A 14,803-nucleotide genomic window follows, 5' to 3' on the forward strand; every position below is an offset into this window, starting at 1 on the left:
ATTTTTTCATTATCGATGGTGTCATATTTGTATCGTCAGGGTTAATACCCGATCTTTAAAGTTGCCCACACAGGAAAGTGGGAGTTGCCTGAAAATAAATTATGAGGAGTGGCCGGTATGTTTGCCATGTCACAACAAAATAAACACAAAGCAATAGCAGCAGGGATTGTAAGCCAGGTGAATCTGGCTGGTGGCGCTGGTGATTTAACTGAATGTGTGGCTCAGCTTAACCAGTATATGAATGGTGCCGGGAGCTTACAGTACGATAGCCATTTGCCGTCTGCACACAATAGTGTACCACTGCTGCGCTATGATGGCGTCGAAGTCAGTGAGTGCATGATTGGCATTATTTCAGAAAACGCATTATGGCAGACGCGCAGTTTACCACCGCTGCTAATGAAAGAGGATACGGGTCGGCTGGCTCACAGTCATCATGAGCAAACCTTGGGTATCACCTTTATTACCAAACGCAATGGTGAGCCTATGTTGTTTTTTACTGAGCATTACGAGCAACATCTGGCGCTGAGCACCCTGGAAGTGCAAAGTCGCATGATGACACTCAGAGATGCTGCAATTTTGCTGAAGGGTTATTTGCAACAAGGTTAGAGCTGTTCCTTTAATGGGACTTTAGCATTATATTAATTAGGTTTTGCTGCTACACTATCTGCAGAGTAGTTAGCAGGGTTACAAGATGTTGAAGCGTAGAACGCAACGGAGCAGGAAGCACTTAACGCAAATCCCAGCGGGCAGCTTGATCGATATCGAAATCGTCATGCCGGCCAGCCGGAAGCGCGTCCGTACAGAGTTTATCGGGGTGCTTGAAGATCAGTATATTATTTTAAACTATCCCAACCCTAAGCGACTCGGCGCGGCGGCAGATTATGTGAAGACAGGCACGGAGATCATCGTCCGGGCACTGCCTGAAGACAGCAATGGTCAGATCATTGCCTTCAAAGAGAACATTAAAGCCATTAGTAATCACCCCGCGCGGCTTATTTTTCTGTTTTACCCTCGAGAAGTACAAACCTATCAGCTGCGCGCGCAAACCCGTGTGCCAGCTCTGATCCCTGCCATTCTGCAATTACCAGACTACAATGAAGTTGGGATCATCAAAGACATTTCACTGTCTGGCATGATGTTCGACATTCAAAAAGAGCACCTGCCGGACGATCTGGAATCAGAAAACTGTGAGGTACTGATTGAGGGCAAAGACGACAATGCGTCAGCCATCAAAGGTAAGGTATGTCGTATTATTGAAAGTGCGGAGGGGAATGTTTCTTTGGGGATCCAGGTGGTGGGCCCGGATACCACCATAAAAGCGGTATTAAAAGACTACCTGATTGATTTGTCTATTTTGTCCGACGAGGAATAACACGGGCCGACCTAAGGTCAGCCCTGGGCTGGTGCGAATTACACAAACAATGCGCTGACCTGGAAGAGTTTTTCAACGATGCCGATATGCTTTTTATCTATCAGGAACATGATGACATGATCGCCTGAAAGAATAATGGTGTCATCATGGGCGATTAACACTTCGTCATCCCGCACAATGGCACCTATGGTGGTGCCCGCAGGCAGCTTAATATCCCGGATAGCCCGGCCAACCACTTTAGACGTGTTTTCATCACCATGCGCAACCGCTTCGATGGCTTCTGCTGCACCTTTACGCAATGAGTAAACGTTCACAATATCACCGCGTCTTACATGTGTGAGCAAGGCGGAAATAGTGGCTTGCTGCGGAGAAATGGCAATGTCAATTTCGCCACCCTGAACCAGGTCGACATAAGCGCCCCGCTGGATAAGCACCATGGTCTTTTGCGCGCCCATGCGTTTGGCCAGCATAGCGGCCATGATGTTGGCTTCATCATCGTTGGTTACTGCAATAAAGACATCAACCTGCTCAATGTGCTCTTCAGATAACAGCTCCTGATCAGAGGCGTCACCACAAAAGACCACGGTATTGTCGAGCATTTCAGACAGCGAAGCGGCCCGGTCGTGGTTTCGTTCAATCAGTTTAACACTGTGGTTTTTCTCAAGTGAGCGAGCCAGACCGGCACCAATATTACCACCGCCGGCAATCATAATCTTACGGTACGAACGCTCCAGCTTTTGCAGCTCGTTCATCACCGCACGGATATGTTTGGTTGCCGCGATGAAGAAAACCTCATCATCAGCCTCTATTACTGTGGTACCAAGCGGCTTAATCGCTTTACCCTGACGATAAATGGCCGCCACGCGAGTATCGACATTGGGAATATGCTCTTTCAGTGCTGACAACGCATAGCCAACCAGCATACCACCATAATAGGCTTTAACCGCCACCAAAGAGAGCATGCCATCGGCGAATTGCAGTACCTGTAGTGCACCGGGATAGTCGATCAGGCGACGAATATAACGGGTCACCAGCTGCTCCGGAGCGATATAGTGGTCAACCGGCAGGTCGTCGTTATGAAAGAGCTTTTCCCGATACTTCAGGTATTGCTCTGAGCGGATCCTGGCAATTTTGGTGGGCGTATTAAAAATACTGTAGGCCACCTGACAGGCGATCATATTGACCTCGTCCGAGCTGGTCACCGCAATGACCATATCGGCATCTTCGGCACCGGCTTGCCTGAGCACATCCGGGTGCGCACTGTGCCCGGTCACGCCTTGCAGGTCGTATTTGTCCTGCAGTTCCCTCAGTCGCTCGCCGTCAATGTCTACCACGGTGATTTCGTTCTGTTCGCCGACCAGGTTTTCGGCCAGTGTGCCGCCGACTTGTCCGGCGCCTAAGATGATGATTTTCATAAGCTAGTTTAGCGCTATTATTGTTTTGTCAGCCGTGCATAATAAAAGCCATCGGTATGGCCTGGCAGCAATTGCAATCCGGGTTTATCCGGCGTGTCCTGTGTGTGCAGCGGGGTGAGCTGAGCATCCGCAGTGCGTGCTAAAAACGCCGCTACTTGCTCGGTATTTTCCTGAGGCAGCACAGAGCAGGTTGCATACACTAACGTACCGCCGGGCTTGAGCAGAGGCCAGATGGCATCCAAAATGCTGGCCTGTAAGGCTGCCAGCTCATCGATGTCGGTGGCACGACGCAACCACTTGATGTCCGGGTGTCGACGGATAACGCCGGTTGCCGAGCAGGGCACATCTAATAGAATGCGATCAAACTGCTCACCCTGCCACCAGGTATCCGGTGTTGCAGCATTGGCTTCAAGACACTGGGCACTGAGATGCAGGCGTTTAAGGTTTTCGTCGACGCGCTTGAGGCGCTCACCATCGGCATCCAAGGCAATCACATTGGCATCGGCCAGTTCCAGAATGTGGCAGGTTTTACCACCGGGGGCGGCACAGGCATCCAGAATATGCTCGCCATCTTGTGGGTCCAGTAAACGGGCAGCCATTTGTGCTGCGGCATCCTGCACAGAGCTGGCACCCTGAGCAAAGTCTGGTAGCTGCTGCACATCCACAGGTTTGGTCAGCAAAATGCCATCCACAAAGTCCGGGTCCAGCGTATGTGCAATGCCTTCAGCATCGAGGCGCGCGGCATAGTCTGCGGTGCTCGACTGGCGCTGGTTAACGCGCAACCACATAGGTGCTTGCTGCTGGTTGTCATGCAAAATATTTTGCCATTGCTCTGGATAAGCCGCCTGTAGCTTTTTGATAAACCAGCCCGGATGGTTGTATTTGCATACCGGGATGGCATCGGCGCTGGCTTCCAGTGTTTCCTGAGCGCGCTGAAAGTTACGTAATACCGCGTTGATCAGCCCCTTAAGTCCGGGTGCCTGAAGCTTATTGGCCGCATTCACGGTTTCGGCGACGGCTGCATGAGCAGGCACGCGCATGTGTTGCAGCTGATAAATACCCACATACAACAAAAACTGAAAGACCCGGTTCTTACCTTTAAGCGGTTGCTCCAGCAGTTGCTGGCAATAGTGCTCCAGGCTTGGCAGGTAGCGCAAAACGCCATAGCAGATCTGTTGTAACAGGGCGCGGTCTTTTACTGGTAACTGACGGCTGGCATAGGGCAACTGGGTAGTCAGTGACTGGCCTTTATCAACAACCTGAAACAGGGTTTGCGCGGCAAGCGCGCGTACATTGGCCATCAGGCACCCACCTGGCTACCAGGAGTTACCCAGTCGCTGCGACCATTTAAAAAGTCTTGTGCCGACATGGGCTTTTTACCTTGAGGCTGAAGTTGTGTGATAGTCAGTGCTTGCTCACCGCAAGCAATGGTGATGCCGGCTTTATCGGCACTGAGCACCTGTCCGGGCGTGCCTTGCTGTGCAACCACGCTTGCCTGCCAGACTTTAACGGTTTGGCCTTGCATCTGGGTGTAGCAGACCGGCCAGGGATTAAAGGCCCGGATGTTACGCTCAATTTGTGCCGCATCCATTGTCCAGTCGATGTTGGCTTCTTCTTTAGAAAGCTTTTTGGCGTAATTTGCCAGCGCATCATCCTGCGGCTCGGCACTGAGCTTGTCTTCAGCCAGCTTGTCCAGAGTCTCCACTAATGCATCGGGTCCCAGCTCGGCCAGTTTGTTATACAAGCTGGCGCTGGTTTCGTCCTGGTCAATTGGGCAGGTTGCAATGTGCAGCATGTCGCCGGTATCCAGACCTTCATCCATTTGCATAATGGTGACGCCTGTTTCTTTATCGCCAGCCCAGATAGCACGCTGGATTGGCGCCGCACCACGCCAGCGTGGCAAGATTGAACCGTGAACGTTGAGACAGCCAAGTCTTGGCGTATCTAAAATGGCTTTTGGTAATAACAGGCCATAAGCCACCACAACCATTACGTCGGCTTCCAGGGCAGCAAGATCCGCCTGGGCATCGTCAGACTTGAGAGACTGAGGCTGATAGACCGGCAGGTTATGTTCCAGTGCCAGAGTTTTTACTTCGCTGGCTTTGAGTTTTTTACCGCGGCCGGCAGGGCGGTCGGGCTGGCTGTATACAGCGACAACGTCATGGTGTGATGCGATCAGCGCTGCCAAGTGCTTGGCAGCAAAATCCGGGGTGCCCGCAAAGACAATACGCAGAGATTTGCTCACTTAAGATCCCAGTTAGGTAGTAATTAATCGTCGGTAACGACACGCTTAAGCGCGTGCCGCCAGTTTGGCTTCTTTTTCGATTTTTTTACGGATCCGCTGACGCTTCAGCGGCGACAAGTAATCGATGAACAACTTGCCTTGCAGGTGGTCGAGTTCGTGCTGTACGCACACAGCTAACAAACCATCAGCGTCAAACTCGTAGCTTTCGCCGTGCTCGTTAAGTGCTTTAACGGTGACGGTTTCTGCACGATCCACTTTGGCGTAGGAATAAGGCACTGATAAACAGCCTTCTTCACTGATGGTAGAGCCATCTTTTGCGATGATTTCAGGGTTGATCAACACGCGCGGTTCATCACGCTCTTCTGATACATCGATCACCACAATGCGCTGGTGAATATCTACCTGCGTGGCGGCAAGGCCAATACCATTTTCTTCATACATGGTTTCCAGCATGTCTGCGACGATTTGGCGGATCTCGTCATTTACTTCGGCAACTGGTTTGGCAACCGTGCGCAAACGCTCATCTGGAAAACTCAGTACTGCTAACTTAGCCATAGATACCTTTTACACTTGAATTAAATGGGGTAATGTATGCTCTTATTTTAGCCATTCACGTTCCCCTTTAACAGGTTTTGGTGGATAATATCGAAAAATAACTCAAGGAAGCCTGCATGAAATCTCATATTGCCGCCCTTTTGCTGGCAACGAGTGCTGTTTTTCCTGCCCTAGCACAAACGCTGGCGGTTAAAACCAGTGCGCCCGAGCGTTATGTTGTTAAAAAAGGGGATACCCTTTGGGATATTTCCAGCCTGTATCTGAACAGCCCCTGGAAGTGGCCCGCTTTGTGGCAGTGGAACCCCCAGATCAACAATCCGCATCTGATCTATCCGGGAGATGTTTTATCGCTACATTATGATAGCGAGGGGAACCCGCGCCTGAGTCTGGCGAAAGGGGTGCGTCGACTCTCCCCCCAGGTTCGTGTTGTCAGCGATAAAAACCAGGCCATTCCGACTTTGCCTTTGGCAGTGATGGAACCCTTTATGCGCTTTGAGCAGGCGATGGGGGAGTCAGACTTTGACCAGTTGCCGATGGTGTTGGGTTCAAACTTCAATTACAAAATGAACATCGAAGGGCACCTTTTATATGTCAAAGGGGATCTGCCGCGTGGCGCTAACTATGGCATTTATCGTAAAGGAGATGCCTATCGGGATCCTGATAATGGCGCGATATTAGCCTATGAGTCTATTCTGGTCGGCACCGGCCGGGTGGTCAGAACCGGCAATATTGAAGCCGGCAAACCGAGCACAGTGAAGATTGAATCGGTTCGTCGTGAAGTGAAACCCAGTGACGTGCTGATGCCCATCTCCAGCGGACAAAGTTATTCGGCTAACTTTAAAATGACCCAACCGGTGCAGGCCATTTCAGGCAACATCATTGCGAGCAGTAATAAGTTGCGTGAGTTCAGTACCATGGCGGTTGTGGTTATCGACTTAGGTCGTAAAGATGACCTGCAAGAAGGGAATGTACTTGCAATCCATCGTCAGTCTCCTACAGTGATTGAAAAGGAGTCGGGTCCGAGTTATATCGAAGATGCCAGCAGCCTGGACAAAGTGATCACGCAAGTGAGCGAATGGTTTGGTGAAGAGAACGACGAAGACAGCGTCGTCTGGCATATGCCAAATGAACAGGTCGGCGAGCTGATGTTGTTCAAAGTGTATGACAATATCAGTTATGCCATGGTAACCAAAACACGTCAGCCCGTCAGAGTGGGGGATTCTGTCAGTAGTCGTTAATCCCGCAGCTTGCCTTAGTATGATTTCATGGTTTTAGCACAGGAGTGCACTTTGCTCAGGGAGGGCGCATGGCAACACTGGATTTACGGCACAGTCTGGCACTGAGGATATGCCCCGGGCTGGGTAGCAATACACTGGAGCGGGCTATTCAGCACATCACGCCCGCCGAACTCTTCACCGTTTCACCACCCAGATTGCGTGAATTGGGGCTGCCTCAGGATGCAATTCACTACCTGCAAGCGCCAGACTGGCACTTTATCGATACCCTTATCCAGCGATGCATCACGCAGCACATTCAGCTGGTAGGCTACTTTGACGCCGCTTACCCGCCGTTATTAAAACAGATCAGCAGTGCGCCTTTGATGCTCTTTTGTAAAGGGCGACTGTCTTTATTATCTCAACCCCAAATTGCCATCGTGGGCAGTCGTAATGCAACAGCCACCGGGCTGGAGATAGCCAGGGAGTTTGGCCGGTCACTCAGTGCTGCAGGTATGACGGTGACTTCGGGGCTGGCCAGAGGCGTGGATGGCGCAGCCCATCAGGGCGCACTGAGCCAGGGGGGCGCCACCCTGGCTGTACTGGGGACCGGGGTCGATGTGGTCTATCCGCGCCGTCACAATACTTTGTATCAGCAGGTCGCCGAGCAGGGGTTACTGGTGAGCGAATTTTTACCGGGCAGCCAACCTAAAGCCGAACACTTTCCACGTCGCAATCGGATTATTTCAGGCCTCTCGTTGGGTGTGCTGGTGGTCGAGGCCGAAATAAAAAGTGGCTCATTGATCACCGCACGTTACGCCCTGGAGCAAAACAAAGAGGTGTTTGCAGTGCCAGGTTCAATCCGTAATCCCTTGTCTCAGGGGTGCCATTATTTGCTCAAAGATGGTGCAAAATTAACAGAGCGGATAGAGGATATTCTCGAAGAGGTAAGATTTTTCTCCGAAAACGGTCTATATATAGTAGAAAGTGACCAAAAACAGGAGCACTGCCCCGTATTGCAGCATCTCGGCTTTGAGGTAACCAGTGTAGATACCTTATCGCAGAGGACCCAGTGGCCAGTAGAGAAGGTGCTTGCCAGACTACTGGACCTTGAGCTTGAAGACAAAGTAGAACGCGTACTAGACGGCTACATCAAATTAGCGAGGGGTTAATTATGTTTGATATCCTAATGTATTTATTCGAAAACTATATTCACAGCGAAGCGGATATCTTCGTCGAACAAAACGAACTCACTGATGAACTGGTCGGGGCCGGTTTCAATCAAGACGAGATTTACAAAGCACTGGACTGGCTGGAGCAATTGGCCGATTTACAGCAGTCTGATGAAATTCCTTATTTAAATGCCCGCCCGGATAGCGCGATCCGGATCTACACAGAGCAAGAATGTGCCATGCTGGACATCGAATGTCGGGGCTTTTTGATGTTTGTTGAGCAAATAGGTGTGATAGATTGCACGACCCGTGAAATGGTCATAGATCGCTTATGTGCGCTGGATAAACCGGCCATCTGCCTGGACGATTTAAAATGGGTGATCCTGATGGTGTTATTCAATGTCCCAGGTAAAGAACATGCCTATGCCCAGATGGAGGACCTGATCTTCGAAGAGCCCACAGGTCCGCTGCATTAACCCCTTATATTCACTGAGGGGCACAGTTTTGTTAGGTCAGGCGAATTGCCTGGCTGACGCTTCTTTGTTCCTTATATCACTTTCCCTTGATACTATTACAAACGCACAGCCATTGGGGTGAAGTAGACGGGGACTTGTTATGAGTAAAATAGATCATTCGTTGTTTAATGCAGAGCAGCATGCCCTGGAGCGGGAGTACGAAGTATGCCCTGAGTGTGGCTCTGAACTGGTGATCAAGCACAGTAAGTCGGGCCCTTTCCTTGGCTGCGCCAGTTATCCCGCGTGCGATTACATCCGCGCCATCGCGCATCATGATAACCATGATATTAAGGTGCTGGAAGACAGTGCCTGTCCTTTGTGTAGCGAGCCGCTGGTTGTACGTAATGGCCGCTATGGTATGTTTATCGGGTGTACTGGCTATCCTCAGTGTCACTATATTGCCCACGATGATGAACCCGAAGAAACGCCGGGCCCGTCCTGTCCCAAGTGCCAAAAAGGTACCTTGCACAAACGCAAGAATAAGTATGGCAAGTTTTTTTATGCCTGCGATGCATACCCACAGTGCAAGTACAGTGTGAATCACCCGCCGGTTGCACACCCTTGCGAGGCTTGTGGCTGGCCCGTCATGGTGCAAAAACACCGGGGGGGAAAAGCTGTGCTACAATGCCCGCAGAAAGTTTGTCAGCATACAATTGAGGAGCCTCAGTGAGCGAACAAGATACGCAACGTCAGTTACCCCAAAATGCCGTCGAAGCATTACAACAAGGGGCGCTGATCTGTTACCCGACCGAAGCCATTTTTGGTCTGGGCTGTGATCCCGATAACGAACAAGCCGTCCATGCGCTGTTGGCACTGAAAGACCGCCCGGTAGAAAAAGGGCTGATCCTCATTGCCGATAATTTTGCTCAGTGCCTGCCGTACGTCGATGACAGTAAAATCCCGCAGGACAAACGCGCAGAAATATTTTCATCCTGGCCTGGCCCGGTGACCTGGTTGTTACCTGTAAAAGCGAGCGCACCAGAGTGGGTGACGGGCGGCAACCCGAGTATCGCAATTCGCGTGACCGATCACCCTGTTGTGAAAGAATTGTGTCAGGCATTTGGCAAACCGATTGTGTCTACCAGCGCCAACTTCAGTGGCGAAGAGCCGGCTAAGACCTTGGCAGAAGCCCTGGCGGCATTTGGTGATCGGGTGGCATTTTATCAGGCGGGAGAGCTGGGTAAGCAAACCAGTCCAAGTCAGATCCGTGATGCCTTAAGTGGCAAGATCATAAGGAGTTAATGGCGTTGAGTCAGGTAAACCTAGAATCCGTTAAAGCCTTCTTGCTCGCCCTGCAGGACGAAATCTGTCAGGGTCTGGAGCAGGCGGATGGCAGCGGTAAATTTGTTGAAGATGCATGGCAGCGTGAAGAGGGCGGCGGTGGTCGTACGCGTGTCATGCGCGACGGTGCCGTAATTGAGCAAGGGGGCGTGAACTTCTCTCACGTCTATGGCGCGTCTATGCCAGCTTCTGCCACAGCCCACCGGCCTGAACTGACAGGGCGTAGCTTCCATGCCTGTGGTGTGTCTTTGGTGATCCATCCTAAAAACCCGCATATCCCTACCAGTCACGCCAATGTGCGTTTTTTCATCGCCGAGAAAGAAGGCGAAGATCCTATCTGGTGGTTTGGTGGTGGCTTTGATCTCACGCCTTTCTATCCAGTGCTCGAAGATGTCAAGCACTGGCACAGTGTTGCCAAAGCGGTATGTGAGCCGTTTGGTGAGCAGGTTTACGATGACTATAAAAAGTGGTGTGACGATTACTTCTATCTCAAGCATCGTAAAGAAACCCGGGGTGTGGGTGGTTTGTTCTTTGACGATCTCAACCAGTGGGGTTTCGACACCAGCTTTGCCTTTATGCAAGCCGTAGGCAAAGGTTTCCTGGATGCCTATGTGCCCATCATGAAAAAGCGTAAAGATACGCCGTTCAGCGAAGCACAGCGCCAGTTCCAGTTATATCGTCGCGGCCGATATGTGGAGTTTAACCTGGTCTGGGACCGTGGCACTTTGTTTGGTCTGCAAACGGGTGGACGGACAGAGTCTATCTTGATGTCGATGCCACCGCTGGCACGCTGGGAATATGATTTTACGCCAGCCGAAGGCGCGCCTGAGGCTTTGTTGTACAAGCACTTTTTGCGTCCAAGAGACTGGCTGGCGATGTCTACGCTAGATGACTAGTTCAACCCCACCAATAAAAAAGGCGCCGGTGGCGCCTTTTTTATGCTTGGGGTTCATTAGTCCAATCGGAAACTACGCACCTGCTCATCCAAAGAGCGGGCCAGGTCGAGCAGATTTTCACTGATCTGTTTGCTGCCATGGGCATCAATCAGAGATTGTTCAGCGTTGTCTCGAATTGCCACCACACTTTGATTGATCTCCTCAGCGGCCAGGTTCTGCTGCTCCGTTGCATCGGCGATTTGCACATTCAGTGCATTGATCTCATGCATCTGATTCGAAATATCCTTAAGTGCCTGCGCTACCTGCTTAACCTGCATGGCGCGGTCATCTGCTTCCTCACAAGACGCGCTCATTGCACTGACCGTTTGCGCGGCTTCGTTTTGTAGCTTGTCTATGGTGCGTTTGATTTCGTCGGTTGAATCATGCGTTCGGGTGGCCAGGGTACGCACTTCGTCGGCAACTACCGCAAACCCGCGGCCTGCTTCACCGGCGCGAGCCGCTTCGATGGCGGCATTCAGTGCCAGTAAGTTTGTTTGTTCGGCAATGCTGCTGATCACTTCCAGTACTTTACCGACTTCCAGGGTTTGTGTCTGAAGTTGGCTAACCTGTTCTGCTGCCTGGCGCACATCGCGTGCCAGCTGGTTAATACTTTGCTCTGTACGTTCTGCCACAGCCATGCTTTGCTCGGCAAGGTGGTTACTGCTGTCAGATTTTTCAGACGCAAAGTGGGTGGTGTTTTTCACTTCACTGGATGAGCTTTCCAGCTCATTGATAGCGGCAGCGACTGAATCCGTGCCTTGCTTTTGCTCCTGAATAGCCCGCTCGGTTGTATCGGCGGCGTTGTAGATCTGCTCGGCAGACTGGATCAGCACATGCGATGAGGCCGACACCTGAGCAATGTTGTCTTTAAATGACGCCATCATCTTATTAAAGTTGATGGCTAGCCGACCCAGTTCATCATCTATGGTATCGTCGATACGTAGCGACAGGTCCTTGTTCTGGGTTGCCAGGCGCATTGTACGGCCCAGCGTTTTCAGGCGCACAATAAAGATCTTGCGGAAGATAATCCCCAGAATGACAAATGTCGTGGCAAAAATACCCGTCAGTAAGCCTGTGCTCAGCCAGGTGTTGCTGTGTACCGTGTCATCAATATCTTCAAGAGAGTAACTGATCCGCACTGCCCCAAGCACGTCGCCTTCTTGTGCCTGATGGCAACCCAGGCAGTTAGTCCCTTTATAGTCTTCCTTTGCGACCATCGGCTTGAGGTAGGTCATGATACGCTTGCCATCGCGCTGTTCAATAACCAGGGTTTCCTGACCCCGTAATGCTGCCCGCTCGACCTCGCTGGTGGGTTGTTGATTGGGATTGCCTATGCCATACAGCTTATTGATTTTGTCACCACGAATAATATGTGCGTCTTCAATGTTATCGTGATTGCGCATTTTGTCGCTGAGGATCTCGCGATTGGCCATCGTGCCGGTGAGCATCATGGTGTTGATAGAATCGAAATAATTGTCTGCCAACAAGCGAATATTGGTCTCGACGGTTTCTTCGGCCAGTTGTTTTTGCTGACTGGAGTTACTTAAAATACTGGCGATCAGCACCAGTACGCCGGTAATGGCAAGTAACGCATAAATTTTATGTTGAATGGATTTCACACGCATCGCACCTTAAAAAAGCAGAGCCGTTATTATGCGTGTTTAGTAACCAGAGCAGTTTGACTTAGCGCAAAAAATTATTGCGCTAATTTAATATAAAATTAATACTTTAGTCGTGATTTATCATGTGTGTGGCTAATTGAGCCAGCGATTTTCGCAATCCTTCTCGTAACAAAGGGTTGTCGACTTCCTGATCAAGGGCTTTGTCCATGCAGTACATCCACTGGTCGCGCAGCTCTTTATTTATCGTAAATGGCATATGGCGCATTCTGAGCCTGGGGTGACCATATTGTTCTGCAAACAAGTCCGGACCGCCCAGCCAGCCGGAGAGAAACTCGAAAAATACCTGACGGATGCGATCCAGTGGTAACGGGTGCATGTCATATAAAGGTTTAGCGTAGGGGTCACTTTCCATAATGTCATAGAAGCGGTTGGCCAGTGCTCGGGTGCCAGCTTCGCCACCGATGATCTCATAAGGTGTTTTCTCGGGCGTCGGAGCCTGATGGGTTGCATCTGAGGATGGATTGTCACTTGCATCTTGATTAAAGATGCGTTTAATTAACTGCTTCATATAACATCACTATATTGTTAGGCCGTTCAATGGATAAATACGCGGTTTTTGGAAACCCGATTAAGCATTCTAAATCTCCTGCCATTCATACGCAATTTGCCGGTCAGTTTAATTCGGTCATTGAGTACCGGGCCATACTGGCTGAATTATCTGAATTCGAATCGACAGTAATGGAATTTTTTGCCCAAGGTGGCCTGGGTGCCAATGTCACTTTGCCCTTTAAAGAGCGCGCTTATCAATTGGCTGGCCAGTTGACGGAACGGGCCAGGTTAGCCGGTGCGGTCAATACTTTGATGCCACAACCAGATGGTTTAATACTGGGCGACAATACCGATGGTGCAGGGTTGGTTGCTGACTTACTGCGCCATATTGAGACCTTGTCAGGTGCCACAGTCCTGCTGATTGGCGCGGGAGGCGCTGCGCGTGGCTGTGTTTATCCACTTTTGCAGGCCGGGGTTGCGAGTGTGGTGATTGCCAATCGCACCGCAGAAAAAGCACAGCAACTTGCCCTGTTATTTGGCGAGTATGGCGAGGTGCGGGGCGTTGCACTACATGACATCCCCGATAAGCACTATGATCTGGTGATTAACTCAACATCATCGAGTGTCACAGGACAGGTGCCAGACATCGCTCCTCTGCATGTCAGCAACTGCGCACTGGCGTATGACATGTTTTATAGCGATCAGCAAACAGCCTTTTTGGCGTGGGTCGCCGAGTGTAATGCGAAAGCGCACTGTGTGGATGGTATGGGCATGCTGGTAGGGCAGGCAGCTGAAGCGTTTGCCTTGTGGCGAGGTAAAATGCCTGAGGTTGCCCCGGTGCTCAATGCAATGAAAGAGGGCAGGCTATGAATCAACAGATACTGATCAATGATGATATTCACTTCGATGACACACGCAATTGCTTGGTATTCACTGCGATGGTATCGGGGATGCTGGTTTCTTGTGTGATTGCGACAGCGCTACCAAGAGAGCTGGCGCTCACGCATTTTAAAGCACACCAGTTTGATTACGAAATGCAAGCCGAGCAGCTTATAGAAGATGAAGCATACTCGGCACAAGGAGAAATAGAGTTAGTCCAGCTCTGAGAGGTAGTCATCCTTTAACTCGACATAGTTCTGCGCCGATGTCTTTAGAAACGCAATCTCCTGCTCGTTAAGTGGACGAGCCTGTTTAACCGGGCTGCCAACATACAGGTAGCCCGACTCCAGGCGTTTATTTGGTGGTACTAAAGCACCCCCTCCTATGATCACATCGTCTTCAACTACGACATTGTCCATAACGATCGCGCCCATACCCACCAGGATGCGATTACCCAGCTGGCAGCCATGTAACATTACTTTGTGACCAACGGTCACATCATCTCCAATGATCAAAGGGTAACCATCCGGGTTTGAAGCGCTTGAACGAGTAAGATGTAATACGCTGCCATCCTGAATGTTAGTACGTTTACCAATCTTTATATAGTTAACGTCTCCTCGTGCTGCGACCAAAGGCCAGACACTGCTGTCTTCGCCTACTTCTATATCGCCAACCAGAACGGCGCTTTCATCCACATACACACCGGCGGCTAATTTTGGGGTTTTGCCTTTATAACTTCTGCTTTTGTATTTATTTGTCATTTTAGTATCCCTTTTTTACCTGCTGTTACCGCTACTCTCGGTACTGAGTTCAGTGTAGAGCTTTGCTCTATAGATCTCCAGCCCCGTAAAAAGCGCAATATTGCATGTTTTACATGCGTTTTTGCACTGTTTGGTATGATTTTCATTCGAACGCACCGTTTTTCTCACTTTTCTTCAAAAAAGGGGTTGCGCTGATTTTCGATTTCCCTATAATGCGCATCCACCGACACGGGGCACAACGCACAAAAGCAACGAGCCAAGTGAAGGGAAAGCCAAACGGAAAGCTTA

17 protein-coding genes are annotated in these 14,803 nt (G+C 50.5%); 10 read left to right on the top strand and 7 right to left on the bottom strand.

Annotated features, from left to right (window positions below; translation table 11 throughout):
• Positions 1 to 117 precede the first annotated feature (117 nt).
• Together C3B51_RS17325 and C3B51_RS17330 are read left to right on the top strand one after the other, a co-directional pair.
• Positions 118 to 606: a hypothetical protein gene (locus C3B51_RS17325; protein WP_130245869.1), complete on the top strand. Its 489-nt coding sequence runs from the start codon at positions 118 to 120 to the stop codon at positions 604 to 606.
• Positions 607 to 691: 85 nt separating this feature from the next.
• Positions 692 to 1,372 (top strand): flagellar brake domain-containing protein, encoded by a 681-nt coding sequence (locus C3B51_RS17330; RefSeq protein ID WP_125718668.1) that lies wholly within the window; start codon positions 692 to 694, stop codon positions 1,370 to 1,372.
• 38 nt (positions 1,373 to 1,410) lie between these two features.
• Here C3B51_RS17330 and trkA read toward each other — a convergent pair whose 3' ends face one another.
• Genes trkA through def form a run of 4 tightly spaced genes read right to left on the bottom strand, consistent with a single transcriptional unit; the run spans position 1,411 to position 5,587 of the window.
• A complete protein-coding gene (gene trkA / locus C3B51_RS17335) occupies positions 1,411 to 2,787 on the bottom strand; it encodes a Trk system potassium transporter TrkA (RefSeq protein WP_046004759.1) in 1,377 nt (458 codons plus the stop codon).
• 17 nt (positions 2,788 to 2,804) lie between these two features.
• The gene (rsmB, locus tag C3B51_RS17340; RefSeq protein ID WP_130245870.1) at positions 2,805 to 4,088 is read right to left on the bottom strand and encodes a 16S rRNA (cytosine(967)-C(5))-methyltransferase RsmB; all 1,284 of its coding nucleotides are present in this window, start codon (positions 4,086 to 4,088) and stop codon (positions 2,805 to 2,807) included.
• Positions 4,088 to 5,032: a methionyl-tRNA formyltransferase gene (fmt, locus tag C3B51_RS17345; RefSeq protein WP_130245871.1), complete on the bottom strand. Its 945-nt coding sequence runs from the start codon at positions 5,030 to 5,032 to the stop codon at positions 4,088 to 4,090. Before fmt ends, rsmB begins: the two co-directional genes overlap by 1 nt.
• 45 nt (positions 5,033 to 5,077) lie before the next feature.
• The gene (gene def / locus C3B51_RS17350) at positions 5,078 to 5,587 is read right to left on the bottom strand and encodes a peptide deformylase (protein WP_010384826.1); all 510 of its coding nucleotides are present in this window, start codon (positions 5,585 to 5,587) and stop codon (positions 5,078 to 5,080) included.
• A gap of 116 nt (positions 5,588 to 5,703) precedes the next feature.
• On the opposite strand from def, the gene C3B51_RS17355 reads away from it, so the two are divergent.
• The 6 genes from C3B51_RS17355 to hemF all read left to right on the top strand — a co-directional run bounded on the left by C3B51_RS17355 (position 5,704) and on the right by hemF (position 10,665).
• Entirely contained in the window at positions 5,704 to 6,825 is a 1,122-nt protein-coding gene (locus tag C3B51_RS17355; RefSeq protein ID WP_130245872.1) for a LysM peptidoglycan-binding domain-containing protein, read from the top strand.
• 68 nt (positions 6,826 to 6,893) lie between these two features.
• On the top strand, positions 6,894 to 7,973 hold the full coding sequence (dprA, locus tag C3B51_RS17360; RefSeq protein ID WP_130245873.1) for a DNA-processing protein DprA: 1,080 nt from the start codon (positions 6,894 to 6,896) through the stop codon (positions 7,971 to 7,973).
• 2 nt (positions 7,974 to 7,975) lie between these two features.
• Positions 7,976 to 8,449 carry a DUF494 family protein gene (locus tag C3B51_RS17365; protein ID WP_046004765.1) on the top strand — a complete coding sequence of 158 codons (474 nt, stop codon included), beginning with the start codon at positions 7,976 to 7,978 and terminating at the stop codon, positions 8,447 to 8,449.
• 139 nt (positions 8,450 to 8,588) lie between these two features.
• The gene (locus tag C3B51_RS17370) at positions 8,589 to 9,158 is read left to right on the top strand and encodes a DNA topoisomerase family protein (RefSeq protein WP_130245874.1); all 570 of its coding nucleotides are present in this window, start codon (positions 8,589 to 8,591) and stop codon (positions 9,156 to 9,158) included.
• On the top strand, positions 9,155 to 9,730 hold the full coding sequence (locus tag C3B51_RS17375; protein WP_130245875.1) for a Sua5/YciO/YrdC/YwlC family protein: 576 nt from the start codon (positions 9,155 to 9,157) through the stop codon (positions 9,728 to 9,730). The genes C3B51_RS17370 and C3B51_RS17375 overlap by 4 nt, the downstream gene beginning before the upstream one ends.
• Positions 9,730 to 10,665, top strand: a complete 936-nt coding sequence (gene hemF / locus C3B51_RS17380; RefSeq protein WP_206076651.1) for an oxygen-dependent coproporphyrinogen oxidase — start codon at positions 9,730 to 9,732, stop codon at positions 10,663 to 10,665. The genes C3B51_RS17375 and hemF overlap by 1 nt, the downstream gene beginning before the upstream one ends.
• Positions 10,666 to 10,721: 56 nt before the next feature.
• Here the strand turns inward: hemF and C3B51_RS17385 are convergent, their stop codons facing one another.
• The gene (locus C3B51_RS17385) at positions 10,722 to 12,329 is read right to left on the bottom strand and encodes a methyl-accepting chemotaxis protein (RefSeq protein WP_130245877.1); all 1,608 of its coding nucleotides are present in this window, start codon (positions 12,327 to 12,329) and stop codon (positions 10,722 to 10,724) included.
• 103 nt (positions 12,330 to 12,432) lie between these two features.
• Positions 12,433 to 12,894 (bottom strand): group II truncated hemoglobin, encoded by a 462-nt coding sequence (locus C3B51_RS17390; RefSeq protein WP_046004770.1) that lies wholly within the window; start codon positions 12,892 to 12,894, stop codon positions 12,433 to 12,435.
• Positions 12,895 to 12,923: 29 nt separating this feature from the next.
• Here C3B51_RS17390 and aroE point away from each other — a divergent pair, with 29 nt between their 5' ends.
• Entirely contained in the window at positions 12,924 to 13,745 is an 822-nt protein-coding gene (gene aroE / locus C3B51_RS17395; RefSeq protein ID WP_130245878.1) for a shikimate dehydrogenase, read from the top strand.
• On the top strand, positions 13,742 to 13,981 hold the full coding sequence (locus C3B51_RS17400) for a DUF1488 domain-containing protein (RefSeq protein ID WP_130245879.1): 240 nt from the start codon (positions 13,742 to 13,744) through the stop codon (positions 13,979 to 13,981). Before aroE ends, C3B51_RS17400 begins: the two co-directional genes overlap by 4 nt.
• On the opposite strand, the gene C3B51_RS17405 is transcribed toward C3B51_RS17400, so the two are convergent.
• Positions 13,967 to 14,515 (bottom strand): gamma carbonic anhydrase family protein, encoded by a 549-nt coding sequence (locus tag C3B51_RS17405; RefSeq protein ID WP_130245880.1) that lies wholly within the window; start codon positions 14,513 to 14,515, stop codon positions 13,967 to 13,969. The genes C3B51_RS17400 and C3B51_RS17405 overlap by 15 nt on opposite strands.
• Between the last annotated feature and the right edge of the window lie 288 nt (positions 14,516 to 14,803).

The sequence above is a fragment of the Pseudoalteromonas rubra genome, assembly GCF_004212645.1.
GTDB lineage: Bacteria > Pseudomonadota > Gammaproteobacteria > Enterobacterales > Alteromonadaceae > Pseudoalteromonas > Pseudoalteromonas rubra_G.

What these genes read in the sequence shown, in the direction of transcription:
- C3B51_RS17325 (WP_130245869.1), top strand. Translation starts at nt 118, where the DNA reads ATGTTTGCCATGTCACAACAAAATAAACACAAAGCAATAGCAGCAGGG.
- C3B51_RS17330 (WP_125718668.1), top strand. Translation starts at nt 692, where the DNA reads ATGTTGAAGCGTAGAACGCAACGGAGCAGGAAGCACTTAACGCAAATC.
- trkA (WP_046004759.1), bottom strand. Translation starts at nt 2,787, where the DNA reads ATGAAAATCATCATCTTAGGCGCCGGACAAGTCGGCGGCACACTGGCC.
- rsmB (WP_130245870.1), bottom strand. Translation starts at nt 4,088, where the DNA reads ATGGCCAATGTACGCGCGCTTGCCGCGCAAACCCTGTTTCAGGTTGTT.
- def (WP_010384826.1), bottom strand. Translation starts at nt 5,587, where the DNA reads ATGGCTAAGTTAGCAGTACTGAGTTTTCCAGATGAGCGTTTGCGCACG.
- C3B51_RS17355 (WP_130245872.1), top strand. Translation starts at nt 5,704, where the DNA reads ATGAAATCTCATATTGCCGCCCTTTTGCTGGCAACGAGTGCTGTTTTT.
- dprA (WP_130245873.1), top strand. Translation starts at nt 6,894, where the DNA reads ATGGCAACACTGGATTTACGGCACAGTCTGGCACTGAGGATATGCCCC.
- C3B51_RS17365 (WP_046004765.1), top strand. Translation starts at nt 7,976, where the DNA reads ATGTTTGATATCCTAATGTATTTATTCGAAAACTATATTCACAGCGAA.
- C3B51_RS17370 (WP_130245874.1), top strand. Translation starts at nt 8,589, where the DNA reads ATGAGTAAAATAGATCATTCGTTGTTTAATGCAGAGCAGCATGCCCTG.
- hemF (WP_206076651.1), top strand. Translation starts at nt 9,730, where the DNA reads ATGGCGTTGAGTCAGGTAAACCTAGAATCCGTTAAAGCCTTCTTGCTC.
- C3B51_RS17385 (WP_130245877.1), bottom strand. Translation starts at nt 12,329, where the DNA reads ATGCGTGTGAAATCCATTCAACATAAAATTTATGCGTTACTTGCCATT.
- C3B51_RS17390 (WP_046004770.1), bottom strand. Translation starts at nt 12,894, where the DNA reads ATGAAGCAGTTAATTAAACGCATCTTTAATCAAGATGCAAGTGACAAT.
- aroE (WP_130245878.1), top strand. Translation starts at nt 12,924, where the DNA reads ATGGATAAATACGCGGTTTTTGGAAACCCGATTAAGCATTCTAAATCT.
- C3B51_RS17400 (WP_130245879.1), top strand. Translation starts at nt 13,742, where the DNA reads ATGAATCAACAGATACTGATCAATGATGATATTCACTTCGATGACACA.
- C3B51_RS17405 (WP_130245880.1), bottom strand. Translation starts at nt 14,515, where the DNA reads ATGACAAATAAATACAAAAGCAGAAGTTATAAAGGCAAAACCCCAAAA.